We start from the raw sequence: 15195 nt of genomic DNA, 5'->3' as shown, positions 1-15195 counted from the left end.
ATGACATGGGTCGCCGCGGTCGCACGGTTGCGCACACGCAGGGAGCCCGGCGTGCTGGTGACCGTCGCGACCGTGCGCGGCCACGCGCCGCGCGACGCCGGTGCGAAACTCGTCGTGGGGCGGACCGAGGCGTGGGGCTCGATCGGCGGCGGCAATATCGAGGCCGCCACCATCGACCGGGCCAGGGAAATGATCGCCACGTCCGAGCCGGAGCCGGAGCTGATGGACTTCGCCCTCAACGACAAGGTGACCAACCAGCATGGCGTGCAGTGCTGCGGCGGCACGGTCTCGGTGCTGCTCGAACCGCTGCCGGTGGTCCATGCGGTGGCGGTCTTCGGGGTCGGGCACGTCGGGCTGGAACTGGTGCGCATCCTGGCCCGTCAGGATCTCGACCTCCATCTGATCGACACCCGCTCCGACATCCTCACCGAGCAGCGGCTCGACGTGCTCGCGGACGCGGTGGCACAGGTACACGTCCACCACACGCCTCTGCTGCCCGAGGCGGTACTGGAGGAACTGCCGCCCGGCACCCAGGTCCTGATCATGACCCATGACCACGCCGAGGACGCCGCGCTGTGCGACGCCGCCCTGCGCACACCCCATCTCGGTTCCATCGGGCTGATCGGCTCGGCGGCCAAGTGGGTGCGGTTCCGCAAGCGCCTCGCCACCGAGGGCGGCCATGACGAGGCCACCATCGACCGGATCAAGACCCCGATCGGACTGGCCGACATCACCGGCAAGGAGCCCGCGACCATCGCCGTGAGCATCGCGGCCGATGTCCTGCGCACCTTCGAGACGCAGGGGGCCTGATCGCCCGTACCCGGACGGGGCCGAGGCCACCCGTCCGGGGCGGTACGGGCTCATGGAGCCAGGACCGCCCCGGACGGAAACCCCGGGGCGCCCGGCCGGTCAGCCCAGGTGTGTGGGCGCGAACATCTTCAGTACCGCCGGCAGCACGACCACCGAAGGGCCCGGCTCCGCCAGGGACTTGGCCAGGTCTTCCGTCAGGGTCTCCGGCGTCGTACGGAGTGCCGGGACCCCGAAGGACTCCGCCAGGGCCACGAAGTCCGGGCGGGTCAGTTCCGTGGCGGTGGCCTCGCCGAAGGCGTCCTCCATGTATTCGCGCAGGATGCCGTAGCCGCCGTCGTCCACGATCAGCCAGGTGACCGGCAGGTCGTACTGCCTGGCCGTGGCCAGTTCCGCGATCGAGTACATCGCGCCACCGTCGCCCGACACCGCGAGGACCGGTGTGGTCGGGTCGGCGACCGCCGCGCCCAGCGCCGCCGGGAAGCCGTAGCCGAGGCCGCCCGCGCCCTGCGCCGAGTGCAGGGCCCCCGGCCAGGCCGACCAGGCCCAGTAGGCGAGGATCGTCATGTCCCAGAAGCTCGGGGACGTCGCGGGCAGCGCGGCCCTGACCGAGGCCAGGATCTGCTGTTCCCGGTCCAGGTCCTGGCTCGCGATCCGCTCCCGGACCTTCGAGAGGACGGTGCGTACGGCGTCGGCCGCGCCCGGGTCGGTGCGCTCCTCCACCGTTTCGAGCAGGGCCGACAGCGCGATCCGGGCGTCCGCGTGGATGCCGAGCGCCGGGTGGTTGGACTCCAGCTTGCCGAGGTCCGCCTCGATCTGGACGACCCGGCCGCGCGGCTTGAACGTGTGGTAGTTCGAGGAGAGTTCGCCCAGTCCTGAGCCGACGACCAGCAGGACGTCCGCCGCCTCCAGGAAGTCCGTGGTGTGCCGGTCCTCCATCCACGACTGGAGCGAGAGCGAGTGCTCCCAGGGGAAGGCGCCCTTGCCGCCGACCGTGCAGACGACCGGGGCGTCGAGGCGTTCGGCGAGCGCGAGCAGCTTCCCGGCCGCGTCGGACCGTACGACACCGCCGCCCGCGATGATCACCGGGCGCTCGGCGTGGGAGAGCAAGTGCGCTGCCACGGCGGTCAGTTCGGGGCGGGGCTCCAGCTCGCGCGGGGTCGCGTCCAGGGCGGTGACCGGCGGCAGGGACGTCTCCGCGAGCAGTACGTCCTGCGGGATTTCCACCCAGACGGGGCCGTGCGGCGCGGTCAGCGCCGACTCCCAGGCCGCCGCGATGGCGGAGGGGATCTGGGACGCGGTGCGCACGGTGTGCACGGACTTCACGATGTCGCGGAACGACGCCTTCTGGTCGCGCAGTTCATGCAGATAGCCGTGGCGTCCGCCGCCGAGCCCGGCCGTCGGGACCTGGCTGGAGATGGCGAGCACGGGCGCGCTGGCCGCCGCCGCCTCCTGGAGCGCGGCGAGCGAGGTCAGCGCGCCGGGGCCGGTCGAGAGCAGCAGCGGGGCCACCTCGCCGGTGATCCGGCCGTACGCGTCGGCGGCGAAGCCCGCGTTGTTCTCGACGCGCAGCCCCACGTACGAGAGCGCGGAGCGGCGCAGCGCGTCGAACATGCCGAGCGCGTGCTGGCCGGGGAGGCCGAAGACCGTGGTGGAGCCGAGCCCTTGGAGGGTCTCGACGACGAGGTCGCCGCCGTTGCGGCCGGGCGGGGGGTTCAGGGCTGCCGCGGTCTGCTCCGCGGTGAGCCTCGGGGTCTCGTGGTGGTGGTCGTGCGTCACTTTTCGCGGGCCTCGGCAATCTGGCGCGACATGATCGTGGTGAGTTCGTATGCCGTGTGGGACGCGGCGACGGAGGTGATCTCGGCGTGGTCGTACGCCGGGGCGACCTCGACCAGGTCGGCGGAGACCAGATGGCAGGAGGAGAGACCGCGGACGATCTCCAGGAGTTCGCGGGAGGTCAGGCCGCCCGCCTCCGGGGTGCCCGTGCCGGGCGCGTGCGCCGGGTCCAGTACGTCGATGTCGATGGAGATGTACAGCGGCCGGCCGCCGATGCGCTGCCGCAGCTGGTCGGTGATCTCGTCCACCCCGCGCCGCATGACATCGGCGGACGAGACGATGCCGAAGCCCATCTTCGCGTCGTCGTCCAGGTCCTTCTTGCCGTAGAGCGGGCCGCGCGTGCCGACGTGGGAGAGCGCGGACGTGTCGAGGATGCCCTCCTCGACGGCCCGGCGGAACGGCGTGCCGTGGGTGTACTCGGCGCCGAAGTAGGTGTCCCAGGTGTCCAGGTGCGCGTCGAAGTGGAGCAGCGCGACCGGGCCGTGCTGTTTGGCGACCGAGCGCAGCAGCGGCAGCGCGATGGTGTGGTCGCCGCCGAGCGTCATCAGCCGGGCGCCGGTGGAGAGCAGGTCGTCGGCGGCGGCCTCGATGGTGTCGACGGCCTCGTTGATGTTGAACGGGTTGGCCGCGATGTCGCCCGCGTCGGCGACCTGCGCCAGCGCGAACGGCGCCGCGTCCTGCGCCGGGTTGTAAGGGCGCAGCAGCCGGGACGCCTCACGGATGGCGTTGCCGCCGAAGCGGGCACCCGGCCGGTAGGAGACACCGGAGTCGAAGGGCACACCGACGACCGCCACGTCGGCGGTACCGACCTCGTCGAGCCTGGGCAGCCTGGCGAAGGTCGCGGGCCCCGCGTACCGGGGGACGCGGGACGAATCGACGGGGCCGCGCGGCTGTTCGGTGCTGCTCATGGGTGTGCCCTTCTTCTCTGTTCTGTGTCTCTGCGCTTGTGGCGCGGGTCCTGCGCGTGCTCGGCGGGTGGAACCTCAATGATGGGCCGGTACGGAATCCGTGCCGGAGCCGGGCTCGGCTTCTTCCGCCCCTGATGCCCCGGATGCCCCTGATGCCCCTGATCCGTCCCGCCCGGCCAGCCGCTCCCGCCAGGCCGCGAGCACCGCCGCGTCCGTCGGCTTCGTGGCCAGCGAGACGACGACGTACACGACCAGGGAGCTGAGCAGCCCGTAGTAGATGGGCTCGTTGGCGAGTGCGCCGTACTTCGCCATCAGGCCGAGCACCACGAGCCCGCCCGCCGCGACGGACGCCAGCGCCCCCTGCACCGTGCCGCGCTTCCAGAGCAGCCCGCCGAGTATCGGCACCAGCAGGCCGCCGACCAGCAGGTTGTACGCGACGGTGAGCGCCTCCACGACGTTGTTCAGGGCGATGGCGATACAGATGACCAGGACACCCATGGCGAGGATGAAGGCCCGGTTGCCCCGCACCTCGTCGTGGTCGGCACCCTCGCCCCGGGCGGCACCGCCGCCGCGTATCCCGCGCAGCCGCGACCAGATGTCGTTGTTGGCGACGGTGGCGCAGGCGATCAGCGCCCCGGACGAGGTGGACATCACCGCGGCCAGCGCGGCCGCCAGCACCAGTCCCCTGACGCCGATGGGCAGTTCGTCCTTGACGATGGTGGCGAAGGCGGCGTCGGAGCTGGGCAGCTTCGGGTACATGACCTTGGCGGCCGTCCCGATGACCGCCCCGGCGACCGCGTACACCAGGCAGTACGTACCGGCCACCGTGCCGCCGAGCCGGGCGACCTTGTCGCTGCGCGCGGTGAACACCCGCTGCCAGATGTCCTGCCCGATCAGCATGCCGAAGGTGTAGATCAGGACATACGTGAAGATCGTCTCGCCGCCGATGCCCAGCGGATCGAAGTACGAGGTGGGCAGCTTGGCCTTCATCTCCGAGAAGCCGCCGGCCTTCACGACGGCGATCGGCAGGAGCAGGAGCAGCACGCCGATCGTCTTGACGACGAACTGCACCATGTCGGTGAGGGTGATCGACCACATGCCGCCGAGCGTCGAGTACGCGACGACGATGGCGCCGCCGATGATGATCGCCACCGTCCGGTTCATGTCGAAGAGGACGTCGAAGATCGTGGCGTACGCGATGGTCGAGGTGACCGCGAGCATCAGCGTGTACGCCCACATGACGACACCGGAGATGACCCCGGCCCGGCCGCCGTAGCGCAGGTCGAGCATCTCCGAGACGGTGTAGACCTTCAGCCGGGCGATGCGCCCGGAGAAGAAGACGCTGAGCGCGAGGAGTCCCAGGCCGATGGTGAAGACCATCCAGGCGCCGGAGAGCCCGTACTGGTACCCGAGGCCCACACCGCCGATGGTGGAGGCGCCGCCGAGGACGATCGCGGCCATGGTGCCGGAGTACATGGCGGGCCCGAGCCTGCGGCCCGCCACCAGGAACTCGGACTTGGACTTGGCGCGGCGCATGCCCCACCAGCCCATGGCGAGCATGCCCGCCAGATAGGCCACGATCACCGCGTAGTCGACTGCCATGCGCCCTCCCTCTCTTCCACCTCTGCCACCTGCGCCCGACTGCTTTCGAACGTTGACCCTAGGTGGCCGGAAAGCGACGTTGAAGTGTACGTTCCGTCCACTGAACCCTGCCTCTGATGGATGGAATATCCATGCCGGACCCCGCCGCTCCGCCCACCGCCCCCGTCCAGCTGTCGGCCCTGCTCGGCCGCCGGGACCTCGGGCTGCGCCAGGTCGCAGGCCCGCCGGCCGGGGAGAGCGGTGGGGCGGCGGTGCACTGGGTGCACACCAGTGAGATGGCCGACCCCTATCCGTATCTGCTCGGCGGTGAGCTGCTGCTGACGGCCGGGGTGCAGCTCGCCGACGACCCCGACCGCTACGCGGCGCGCATCGTCGCGGCGGGCGGCGCGGCGCTCGGCTTCGGGCTCGCGCCGGTGTACGACACGGTGCCGGAGGCGCTGGCCGCCGCGTGCGACCGCCATGGCCTGCCGCTGGTTGAGGTGCCGACCAGGACGCCTTTCACGGCGGTGGCCCGCGCGGTGTGGGGGCTGATGGCCGAGGCCCGCCACCACGAGCTGCGCCGGGTGTCCCAGGCCCAGCAGGGCCTGGCCGCGGCGGCCGCCCGCCCCGACCCGGTACCTGCGGTACTGCGCCAGCTGGCCACCCGGCTGGGCGGCCGGGCGGTACTGCTCGCCGGGGACGGGACGGCGCTGCAGGCGGCGGGACGCGAACCGGAGCCCGGCGCGCGCGAGGCCCGCGAGGCACTGGCGGCACTCGCCCGGGTCGTACGGCCGGGTACGGGTACGGGTCCGGGTACGCCGGGGGCGGGTACGGGTACGCCGGGTCCGGGTCCGGGTACGCCGGGGGCGCAGCCGTCCGCTTCGCCGACGCCGGGGGCCGGTCCGGCCGGCCCTCGCCCCGCGCCCGCCTCCGCCACCGACACCGCGGGCTCCGCGCACCTCGCCGCGTACGCGGTGGCGGGCGGCGAAGGGCTGGTGCTCGGCGTCGCCACATCGGTACGCGAACCGGGCGACCACACCATCGCCGGTGTCGCCGTCGTCCTGCTCTCGCTGCTCACCGCCCCCCGCCAGGGCGCCGACGAGGCAGCCCGCTCATCGGCGCTGGTCCGGCTGCTCCTCGGCGCAGCGCCCGCCGACGTGGCACCGCTGCTCGGCGCGGGCCCCTGGACGGTGGTGCAGGCCCACGGCACGGGGACCCCGCCCGCGCTGGGCAGCCCGCTGGTGGACGCCTCGGCCGACCCCGTACGGATCCTGCTCCCCGCCGACCGCGAGATCGCCCGCCACCCCGGCTGGACGCTCGGGGTGAGCGCCCCGGCCGCGCTGCGGGACCTCCCGGCGGCCGACGCCCAGGCCGGCCGGGCCCTGCGGCACGCGGCGGCGACCCGCTCCCCGCTCTCCCGGCACGGCACGACGGGCCTCGCCGCCCTCCTCGACCCGGCCGAGGCAGCGGCCCACGCCCGCACCCTGCTCGCCCCGCTCGGCGACCCGCCACCCGACGCGCTGCTCGACACGCTGCGCACCTGGCTTTCGCTGCACGGCAGTTGGGACCGCACGGCGGTCGCCCTGAACATTCACCGCAACACGGTCCGCCAGCGCATCGGCCGCTGCGCGACCCTGCTCGGCTCGGACCTGGACGACATGGACGTACGCACGGAACTGTGGGTCGCGCTGCGGCGGGCGTGACAGGCCAGGTCAGCCTGTCGGGGTGCCGATCTGGTTGCTCTCGAGTACGGAGCGCAGTTTCGAGAGGGCCTGCGCGGCCGCCGACGCCGAGGAGCCGCCGAGAGTGCCGCCGATCAGCTCGGCCACTCCATCGGTGAAGGTCCCCTCCGCCGCGGCAACGAGCTGCGCGCCACCGTCGGTCAGGGCCAGCAGTGAGGACCGGCGGTCGGACGGATTCGGCCGCCGGACGGCCCACCCCTGCTTCTCCAGACGGTCGACGGTCTTGCTGGCCGCTCCGATGCCGATGGCGAATGCGGCGGCGAGGTCCGCCACCCGGGACTCCGGGTGGTCACGCAGGTAGCGCAGGGCCTCGAACTGCGAGGTGACGATGGAGTGCCGCTCACGGAGACGGTCGTTGATGGCGTTGTACAGACGCGTCTCGCACCGGACCAGGTCGGCGAAGAAGCCCGGGAAGTCGACCGTCTCACCACTTGCTTTCGATGTCACGGCATATAGTCTACTTTACATGCCTCGGCATATAGTGCGGTGGAAGTTACTTACGGCGGGAGTACGAAGATGAGCAAGGAACAGCGCGCACGGGTCGACGCAATACTGCGGCAGCCGCGACGCGAGGCCCCCCGGTCGGTGCAGGAGCTCCGAGCCGGATTCGAGGCACTGATGGCCCGGATGACCGTGCCCGACGGCATCCGCACCGCACGGACAGCTCTCGGCGACCGGCCCGCGCTGCGTGTCGAGCCGGAACACGGGCCGCGGGCAGGGACGATCCTGTACTTCCACGGCGGCGGCTGGGTGTACGGCTCCCCCGAAAGCGCGCTGCCCCTGACGGGGCACCTCGTGGCCAGGACCGGCTTCGGGGCGTATTCGGTGGACTACCGGCTCGCCCCCGAGCACCCGTTCCCGGCCGCGATCGAAGACACGCTGAGCGCCTACCGGGCCCTCCTCGACAGCGGTCAGGACCCCTCGGCCGTCGCGTTCGCCGGGGACTCGGCCGGCGGTGGCCTCGCCGTCACGACCTGCCTGGCCGCGCGGGATGCCGGACTCCCGCTGCCCGCCGCCATCGTGACGTTCTCCGCCGGCGTCGACGCCACCCGCACGGGCGAGAGCATGGACACCAAGGAAGGCGTCGACCCGATCCTCACCCGCGAGTCCGTGGGACACACCGGAGCCATGTACCTCGCCGGGCAGGACCCGCACCAGCCCCTGCTCAGCCCGGCCGTACTCGCCGACCTGACCGGCTTCCCCCCGATGCTCGTCCAGGTGGGTACCAACGAGATCCTGCTGGACGACTCCACGCGCCTGGCCGCACGCGCGAAGGCAGCCGGAGTGGACGTCATCCTGGACATCACGGCCGATGTGCCGCACGTGTTCCAGTCGCTCGCCGGCGCCCTGGACGAGGCCGACGAGGCACTGGACCGCGCGGCCCTCTTCCTCGGTCAGCACATACGCACCACGGCCACAGCGCACACGTCAGCGAGTTGAAGCCTCCAGCCGGACGAGCGATTGACTCGCCGCATTGGTTCAGCTGCTGCTCAGCGCCATAGTTATGGCGGGGGTACCATAACCACATGGCACTCAAGAAGACGACGGTCATGGTCGAGGAGGAAGACCTTCGTGCCGTCAAGGAAGCCGCTGAGCGCGAAGGCAGGCCCGAGGCTGAGTACTTCCGCGAGGCGTTCCACATCGCGGCACTGCGGTCCCGGCGCTGGGATGACGACTGGGACATTCCGAGTCTCGACTTCGGCGGCCCCGTCTCGGCCGAGGACATCGACAAGGCAGTAGGCGACGGGGTGGCGGACAAGCGTTGATCGTCATCGGTGACACCTCTGGCCTGGTGGCCGCCCTCAACACATCGGATCCGGAACACGAAGCGGCTCGCACGGCACTGCGGAACGCGTCGACGACGGTGGTGTCCCCTCTCGTCCTCATGGAGATCGAACACATCACAACCCGGAACGTGAACAGGCGCGCAGCGCATTCGGTGAACGACTGGCTGCTCGGGCAGGAGCGCACACTTCGCGTACTCATTCCCGAGGTATCCGCCGAGACGTTGCGCAAGGCGCGGGGGATCCAGAACCGCTACGACGCACTGACGCTGGATCTCGCCGACGCGGTGAACGTCGTGCTGGCCGAGGCATATGAGACCGACTGCGTTCTGACTCTGGACCGCAGAGATTTCAGGGCCGTACGACCGCTGACCGGTCACCGGGCTTTCCGCGTGCTGCCCGACGACCTCTGAAGCAGCACGGCGCCACGGCCGGGCCCTGGTCTTCACCAGGGCCGGGTGGGCCTCCTTCGTCACCGCGCTCAAGGACGGAATCCTGCCCCGCTGACCGTGCGCGGCTCAGCCGTCCGCTCTGCGGTCAGATCCGCACCGCCGCCTGGAACCCGCCGATGGTGTTCATCGACTCGTAGCGGACATAGGCGCCCGGATACGGGGCGTGCAGCACCGTGTTGTTGCCCGCGTAGAGCCCCACGTGCTGGGTGTTGTTGAAGAAGACCAGGTCGCCCGGCTTGAGCTGGCCGCGGGAGATGCGGGTGCCCTCGTTGATCTGGGTGTACGTGGTGCGGGTGATCTGGGCGCCGGCCTGGCCGTAGGCCCACTGGGTCAGGCCCGAGCAGTCGAACGCGTTGGGGCCGGTGGCGCTGCGGACGTACGGCTTGCCCACCCGGGTCGCCGCGGCCTGGAGAGCGGCGGCGCCGAGGGCCGACGCGGGGGCCTCGTGGCCGAGGTCGACCCGCTCGCCCGCGTCGCGGCTGGCGCGCGTGTCGTCGGCGCGCATCTTCGTACGCTCGGCGGCGGTCAGGGTGTTGAGCACCTTCCGAGCCTCGGCGAGCTTGCCCTGCTGCTGCTTCTTCTTCTCGCCGAGCTTCTTGCGGACGTCCGCGAGGTCGTGCAACTTGCCCTGGGCCTCGGTACGTTCCTGCGCGAGGACCCGCTGCTTCTTCTGGATCTTCGCCAGGGACTCGGCCTGCCTGGCCGTCAACTGGTCGAGCGCGGTGGCCTTGTCGAGGAAGGTGTCCGGGTCCGAGGCGAGGAAGAGCTGCACCGAGGGGTCGATCCCTCCGTCGCGGTACTGCGAGGCGGCGATCGAACCGAGGCCGGCGCGCAGGGTGTTGAGCTCCTGCTGACCACGGGCCACCCTGTCCTGCAGCGCGTCGGTCTGCTTCTCCAGCTTCTCCTGCTGTTCCTTGGCACCGTTGTACTGCTCGGTGGCCACCTCGGCCTCGTCGTAGAGCTTGTCGACCTTCGCCTTCACCTCGCTCTTGGCCGGCTTGGGGTCGGCCTGGGCCGCCTGGGAGGTGAGGGCCACGGCGGCAGCGGCGGTCGCGGTGAGCACGGTCACGCGGGCGCGGCTCGGCTGCTTGGGACGACGGTGGGACGCCACGAAGGCGAGCTCCTTCTTCCTCAGAGCCGCCTACCGGGCTGTGGGGGGAAGTGAATCCCCGGCTCCGTGCACATCACGGACTCGGCGGTGCCTTCGCTGCCACCCCGATTGGGTGATCGATCGCGCGAAGGTTCGATGCCCAACCTAGTGACCATCTCGTGACCATCACAGCCTTCACAGGAAGAAACTCTCCACACGACGTACTTCTTTACTCACACCGCACGGCGCGTAGTGGCGACTTGACCGCGCGTGGTGGCCGCCCGTGGTGACGGCCCGGCCCGGGCGGGCGTGCGCAGGCTCACCCTGGACAGCTCCGGTGACCTCCCGGTAACTTCGACTGAGCAAGCGCTTAGCAGAAGCGGCCGACCGGAGCCCACCAGGCCCGGGGCCACGCCTGAACCGCAGAGGAGCCTTCCGTGCGCCGTACCGTCTACAACGAGGACCACGAGGCGTTCCGGGACACCATCCGGGCCTTCATCGAGGCCGAGGTCGTGCCCGTGTACGACGAGTGGCTGGCCGCGGGCCAGGCGCCCCGCGAGTTCTACTACAAGCTCGGTGAGCTGGGCGTCTTCGGCATCGAGGTGCCCGAGGAGTTCGGCGGCGCGAGCGAGGAGTCCTTCAAGTTCCAGGCGATCATCTCCGAGGAGTGCGCCCGCGCCGGTGTCTCCTTCGGCGGTTCCGGTGTGCACGTCGCGCTCTGTCTGCCGTATCTGAAGGCGTACGCGACCGACGAGCAGAAGAAGCGCTGGCTGCCCGACTTCGTCAGCGGCGCCGCGATGTACGCCATCGCCATGACCGAGCCGGGCACCGGCTCCGACCTGGCCGGGATGAAGACGACCGCCAAGCTCTCGGACGACGGCACGCACTACGTGCTCAACGGCGCCAAGACCTTCATCACCGGCGGTGTGCACGCCGACCGCGTGATCGTCTGCGCCCGCACGGCGGCCCCGACCCCCGAGGACCGCAGGCACGGCATATCGCTGCTCGTCGTCGACACCAAGTCCGAGGGGTACGCGGTCGGCCGCAAGCTCGACAAGCTCGGGCTGAAGACCTCCGACACCGCCGAGCTGTCCTTCACCGACGTGAAGGTGCCGGTCGCCGATCTGCTCGGCGAGGAGAACAAGGGCTTCTCCTACCTCGGCCAGAACCTCCCGCAGGAGCGTCTGGGCATCGCGGTGGGTGCGTACGCGCAGGCCGCCGCCGCCGTCAGGTTCGCCCAGGAGTACGTGCAGGACCGCACGGTCTTCGGCAAGACGGTCGCGTCCTTCCAGAACACCAAGTTCGAGCTGGCCGCCTGCAAGGCCGAGGTCGACGCGGCCGAGGCCGTCTGCGACCGCGCCCTGGAGGCCCACGACCTGGGCGAGCTGTCGGCGGCCGAGGCCGCGTCCGCGAAGCTCTTCACCACCGAGGTCGCCCACCGCGTGATCGACAAGTGCCTCCAGCTGCACGGCGGTTACGGCTACATGAACGAGTACCCGATCGCCCGCCTGTACGCCGACAACCGGGTCAACCGGATCTACGGCGGCACCAGCGAGGTCATGAAGATGATCATCGCCAAGAGCATGGGTCTGTAGCGGTACAGGACACCGCTGAAACATCTTGTAGAAATGGCCTCATGAACCAGGCACTTGAGTCCCTGCTCGATCTGCTCGATCTGGAGCGGATCGAGCAGGACATCTTCCGCGGTCTGAGCCGCTCGGCCGTCGTGCCGCGCGTCTTCGGCGGCCAGGTCGCCGCCCAGGCCCTGGTCGCCGCCGGGCGCACCGTGCCCGGCGACCGGACTGCCCACTCGCTGCACGCGTACTTCCTGCGCCCCGGCGACCCGGGCGCGCCGATCGTGTACACGGTCGACCGCATCCGGGACGGCCGCTCCTTCACCACGCGCCGGGTCGTCGCCGTCCAGCACGGGCAGCCGATCTTCCACCTCTCGGCGTCGTTCCAGACGTACGAGGAGGGCCTCGACCACCAGACGGCCATGCCGGACGCACCCGACCCGGAGACATTGCCGACGGCGGCCGAGATGCTGCCCGGGTACGCGGACCGCTTCCTGGAGCCGGGGGTCGTGGACCGGCTGATCGAGGCACGGGCCGCGGTCGATCTGCGGTACGTGGACGCCCCGCCGTTCGGCAGCGTCGGCACCCCGCGCGAGCCGCGCTCGCAGGTCTGGTTCCGCACGGACGGAAAGCTGGCGGACGACCCGCTGCTGCATGTCTGCCTGGCGACGTACGTCTCCGACATGACGCTGCTCGACTCGGTGCTGCTCGCGCACGGGCGCGGCGGCTGGGCGGTCGGCGACGTGGTGGGCGCGAGCCTGGACCACGCGATGTGGTTCCACCGCCCGTTCCGGGCCGACGAGTGGCTGCTGTACGACCAGGAGTCCCCGTCGTCGTCCGGCGGCCGCGGCCTCGGCCAGGCCCGCATCTACACCCAGGACGGACAGCTGGCGGTCACGGTGATCCAGGAGGGCGTGATCCGCGTACCACGGTGACGGATCGGCTGTACCCCCGGTGACGGATCGGCTGTACCCGCGATGACGGGACGGCTGTACCCCGCGATGGCGGCTCGGCCGTCCCCCCGGTGACGGGACGGCCGGGCCGCCGCCGGTGCGCGCGGTCCGCGGCGGCTCAGCAGTGACCTGCGGTGACCTTCGTACTGACCTTGTACTGCGGGACGCGGGCGGCGTCCGGCGCCCCGCTGGGCAGGTCGTCCGGCACGCGTGCCGCCGAGACGAACACCAGGCACGCCTGTGACTTCGTGGGCTCCGCCGAACCGTCCTGGCCGGGCTTGGTGCCGGTGATCACGTAACTGTCCACAGCGCCCTCCGGCGGCGGCACCGAACGGGCGCTCAGTGCGAGGCCCGACCCCCTGACGACGGACTCCGTCTCGTTGTCGACCAAGGTGGTGAAGACGCCCTGGTCCGGCTGCCCTTCCTCGATGGGGGACTCCGTCGGCGCGGGTCCGTCCTCGATGTCCGCCGCGATCTTCTGGGTCTCGTGCAGCACCTTGTCACCGCTCCACCGCCCGTCGTCCGCGCCCCGCCAGTACATGACCGCCAGGACCAGCCCGAGTACGGTGCATCCGGCGACGCGGATCACGCCGAACACGACCACCTTGTCGCTGTCCGCGCCGCCCCCGGCCGACGCCAGCCGCCACAGGCGCACCCCGTCGATCAGCGCGCAGACGATCGCGGCCACCGCGATGAACATGGCATACGTGTAACCGGACATTCCGTGCCACCCCCGTGCGCGCCCTCGTGTACGAACACCGACAACTTAGCGAGGGCCGCGAGGTGTCGGCAATGCGGCGGTCAGCCCAGCCCCGCCGCGTCCAGCAGGTACGCCGTCATCGGGTCGTAGAAGCGCGGGTCCGTGACGTGGTCGTCGAGCGGGACCGTGACCTGGAGCGTGCCCTCGGCCTCCGCCAGGAAGAGTGCCGGGTCGTTGCAGTCCGCGTAGCCGATCGAGTCCAGTCCGCGCTGGCCCGCGCAGCCCGCCCAGCCGTGGTCGGCGACGACCAGGTCGGGCAGCGGCCTGCCCGCGCGCTCCAGGCCGTCGAGGATCGCCCGCATCGGCTCGGGCGAGTGGGTGTGCCACAGTGTCGCGCCGCGCTCCAGCATCGCCACGTCGGCGAACTGGAAGACCATGCCCTCGTCGGCGCTGAGCCCGCCCGGGATCCGTACGATCTCGCAGCCCGCCGCCCGCAGCGCGTCCGCGGTGGCCCGGTGCACGTCGAGCAGCCCGCCCGGGTGCCCGGTGGCGAACAGCACGCTCTCGCTGCCATCGGCGGCCTTCCGCAGCCGGGCCGCCATCCGGTCCAGGGCGTCGACCGTCAGCTCCGGGTCGATGGTGTCCTGGCCGTGCCGGTGCTGCGGGTCGTCGTTGACACCGCAGCGCTCGGCCATCACGGCGAGCACGTCCTGCTCGTCCACCCAGCGGTCACCGAGTTCGAGCCCCAGCCAGAAGTGCCGGTCGCCGTTGGAGAGCTTGCGGTAGTGCGAGAGGTTGTTGTCGCGGGGCGTGGCTACGTTTCCGGCGATCCGGGTGCGGACCAGATGGTCGACGAGTTCGGCGCGGCTGGGTATCGGCATGAGCCCATTGTGCCGCCAGGCCCCGTCGCCGTCAGTCCGGTACCGGCGGCGCAGGGCCCACACCGTCGCACGCCCGTACGCCGGCGGGCCACCGCAGCCCCGCCGGCCGGCCACCGCAGCCCCCTCAGCCGGCCACCGGCGCCCCCGTCAGCCGCCCACCGCTGTCCCGTCCGCTGCCGCGCCCGCCGCCCCGTCCAGCGCCGCGAACGCGCCGTGCGCCAGGCGGCGCAGCAGGGCGCCGGTGGCGGTCCGGCCCGGGAGGCCGCCGGTGCCCAGGTGCGGGGTCGAGTTCAGCAGGCCGAAGACCGCGTGCACGGCCGCCCTGGCCTCCTGCTCGGGGGTGCGCGGGTACAGCTCGCGTACGACGGTGACCCACAGCTCGACGTACTGCCGCTGGAGCCTGCGGACCGCCTTGCGGTCGCTGTCGCGCAGCCGGTCCAGCTCCCGGTCGTGGACGGTGATCAGCGGGCGGTCGTCGAGCGCGAAGTCGATGTGCCCGTCGATCAGCGAGGCCAGTACCGCCGCCGGGCCGCCCACGGCGCTCTCCGCCCGTGTCCGGCCGCCGTCGAGGAGCCGCTCGCTGATCCCGACGAGCAGTTCGGCGAGCATCGCGTCCTTGCCCGCGAAGTGGCGGTAGAGGCCGGGGCCGCTGATGCCCACCGCCGCGCCTATCTCGTCGACGCCGACGCCGTGGAAACCGCGCTCGGCGAAGAGGCGCGCCGCTTCCTTGAGGATCTGCTCGCGCCGCGTCGGGGCGTCCGTCCTGGTGCTCATGGCTCCATTCTAGACAGCGGGGTTAGCGAGCGTTAACCTGACCGCAGGTGTTAACGATCACTAACCGCCCGGACCGGGTAGGGATGGTCGAGAACCACGACGGAGCAGAGCAG

15 protein-coding genes are annotated in these 15195 nt (G+C 71.3%); 7 read left to right on the top strand and 8 right to left on the bottom strand.

Features of this window, described 5'->3' with window-relative positions; all coding sequences use genetic code 11:
• Positions 1–810 carry a xanthine dehydrogenase accessory protein XdhC gene (gene xdhC / locus OG510_RS25170; protein WP_406142533.1) on the top strand — a complete coding sequence of 270 codons (810 nt, stop codon included), beginning with the start codon at positions 1–3 and terminating at the stop codon, positions 808–810.
• Between the two features lie 99 nt (positions 811–909).
• Here the strand turns inward: xdhC and OG510_RS25165 are convergent, their stop codons facing one another.
• The 3 genes from OG510_RS25165 to OG510_RS25155 form a co-directional block, all read right to left on the bottom strand.
• On the bottom strand, positions 910–2586 hold the full coding sequence (locus OG510_RS25165) for a thiamine pyrophosphate-binding protein (protein WP_406139743.1): 1677 nt from the start codon (positions 2584–2586) through the stop codon (positions 910–912).
• On the bottom strand, positions 2583–3551 hold the full coding sequence (gene speB / locus OG510_RS25160) for an agmatinase (RefSeq protein ID WP_406139742.1): 969 nt from the start codon (positions 3549–3551) through the stop codon (positions 2583–2585). The genes OG510_RS25165 and speB overlap by 4 nt, the downstream gene beginning before the upstream one ends.
• A 75-nt stretch (positions 3552–3626) precedes the next feature.
• Positions 3627–5153, bottom strand: a complete 1527-nt coding sequence (locus tag OG510_RS25155) for a sodium:solute symporter (RefSeq protein ID WP_406139741.1) — start codon at positions 5151–5153, stop codon at positions 3627–3629.
• Between the two features lie 116 nt (positions 5154–5269).
• Here OG510_RS25155 and OG510_RS25150 point away from each other — a divergent pair, with 116 nt between their 5' ends.
• The gene (locus tag OG510_RS25150) at positions 5270–6835 is read left to right on the top strand and encodes a PucR family transcriptional regulator (protein ID WP_406139740.1); all 1566 of its coding nucleotides are present in this window, start codon (positions 5270–5272) and stop codon (positions 6833–6835) included.
• Positions 6836–6844: 9 nt separating this feature from the next.
• On the opposite strand, the gene OG510_RS25145 is transcribed toward OG510_RS25150, so the two are convergent.
• On the bottom strand, positions 6845–7321 hold the full coding sequence (locus OG510_RS25145) for a MarR family winged helix-turn-helix transcriptional regulator (RefSeq protein ID WP_406139739.1): 477 nt from the start codon (positions 7319–7321) through the stop codon (positions 6845–6847).
• Between the two features lie 69 nt (positions 7322–7390).
• Between OG510_RS25145 and OG510_RS25140 the strand changes: the two genes are divergently transcribed.
• The 3 genes from OG510_RS25140 to OG510_RS25130 all read left to right on the top strand — a co-directional run bounded on the left by OG510_RS25140 (position 7391) and on the right by OG510_RS25130 (position 9071).
• The gene (locus OG510_RS25140) at positions 7391–8314 is read left to right on the top strand and encodes an alpha/beta hydrolase (protein ID WP_406139737.1); all 924 of its coding nucleotides are present in this window, start codon (positions 7391–7393) and stop codon (positions 8312–8314) included.
• A gap of 86 nt (positions 8315–8400) precedes the next feature.
• The gene (locus OG510_RS25135) at positions 8401–8640 is read left to right on the top strand and encodes a CopG family transcriptional regulator (protein WP_406139735.1); all 240 of its coding nucleotides are present in this window, start codon (positions 8401–8403) and stop codon (positions 8638–8640) included.
• Positions 8637–9071 (top strand): PIN domain-containing protein, encoded by a 435-nt coding sequence (locus tag OG510_RS25130; protein WP_406139734.1) that lies wholly within the window; start codon positions 8637–8639, stop codon positions 9069–9071. The genes OG510_RS25135 and OG510_RS25130 overlap by 4 nt, the downstream gene beginning before the upstream one ends.
• Positions 9072–9195: 124 nt before the next feature.
• On the opposite strand, the gene OG510_RS25125 is transcribed toward OG510_RS25130, so the two are convergent.
• On the bottom strand, positions 9196–10221 hold the full coding sequence (locus OG510_RS25125; RefSeq protein WP_406139733.1) for an NlpC/P60 family protein: 1026 nt from the start codon (positions 10219–10221) through the stop codon (positions 9196–9198).
• Between the two features lie 416 nt (positions 10222–10637).
• Between OG510_RS25125 and OG510_RS25120 the strand changes: the two genes are divergently transcribed.
• Positions 10638–11795, top strand: a complete 1158-nt coding sequence (locus OG510_RS25120) for an acyl-CoA dehydrogenase family protein (RefSeq protein WP_406139732.1) — start codon at positions 10638–10640, stop codon at positions 11793–11795.
• 41 nt (positions 11796–11836) lie between these two features.
• Positions 11837–12709 (top strand): acyl-CoA thioesterase, encoded by an 873-nt coding sequence (locus OG510_RS25115; RefSeq protein WP_406139731.1) that lies wholly within the window; start codon positions 11837–11839, stop codon positions 12707–12709.
• Positions 12710–12845: 136 nt separating this feature from the next.
• Here the strand turns inward: OG510_RS25115 and OG510_RS25110 are convergent, their stop codons facing one another.
• From OG510_RS25110 to OG510_RS25100, 3 genes are all read right to left on the bottom strand, one after another.
• A complete protein-coding gene (locus tag OG510_RS25110; RefSeq protein WP_406139730.1) occupies positions 12846–13448 on the bottom strand; it encodes a hypothetical protein in 603 nt (200 codons plus the stop codon).
• A gap of 80 nt (positions 13449–13528) precedes the next feature.
• Entirely contained in the window at positions 13529–14308 is a 780-nt protein-coding gene (locus OG510_RS25105; protein WP_406139729.1) for a phosphatase, read from the bottom strand.
• Positions 14309–14455: 147 nt separating this feature from the next.
• A complete protein-coding gene (locus tag OG510_RS25100; RefSeq protein ID WP_406139728.1) occupies positions 14456–15082 on the bottom strand; it encodes a TetR/AcrR family transcriptional regulator in 627 nt (208 codons plus the stop codon).
• Positions 15083–15195: the final 113 nt, after the last annotated feature.

This window comes from Streptomyces sp. NBC_01089 (assembly GCF_045162975.1).
GTDB lineage: Bacteria > Actinomycetota > Actinomycetes > Streptomycetales > Streptomycetaceae > Streptomyces.
This window is presented reverse-complemented; position numbering and strand designations above follow the sequence as displayed.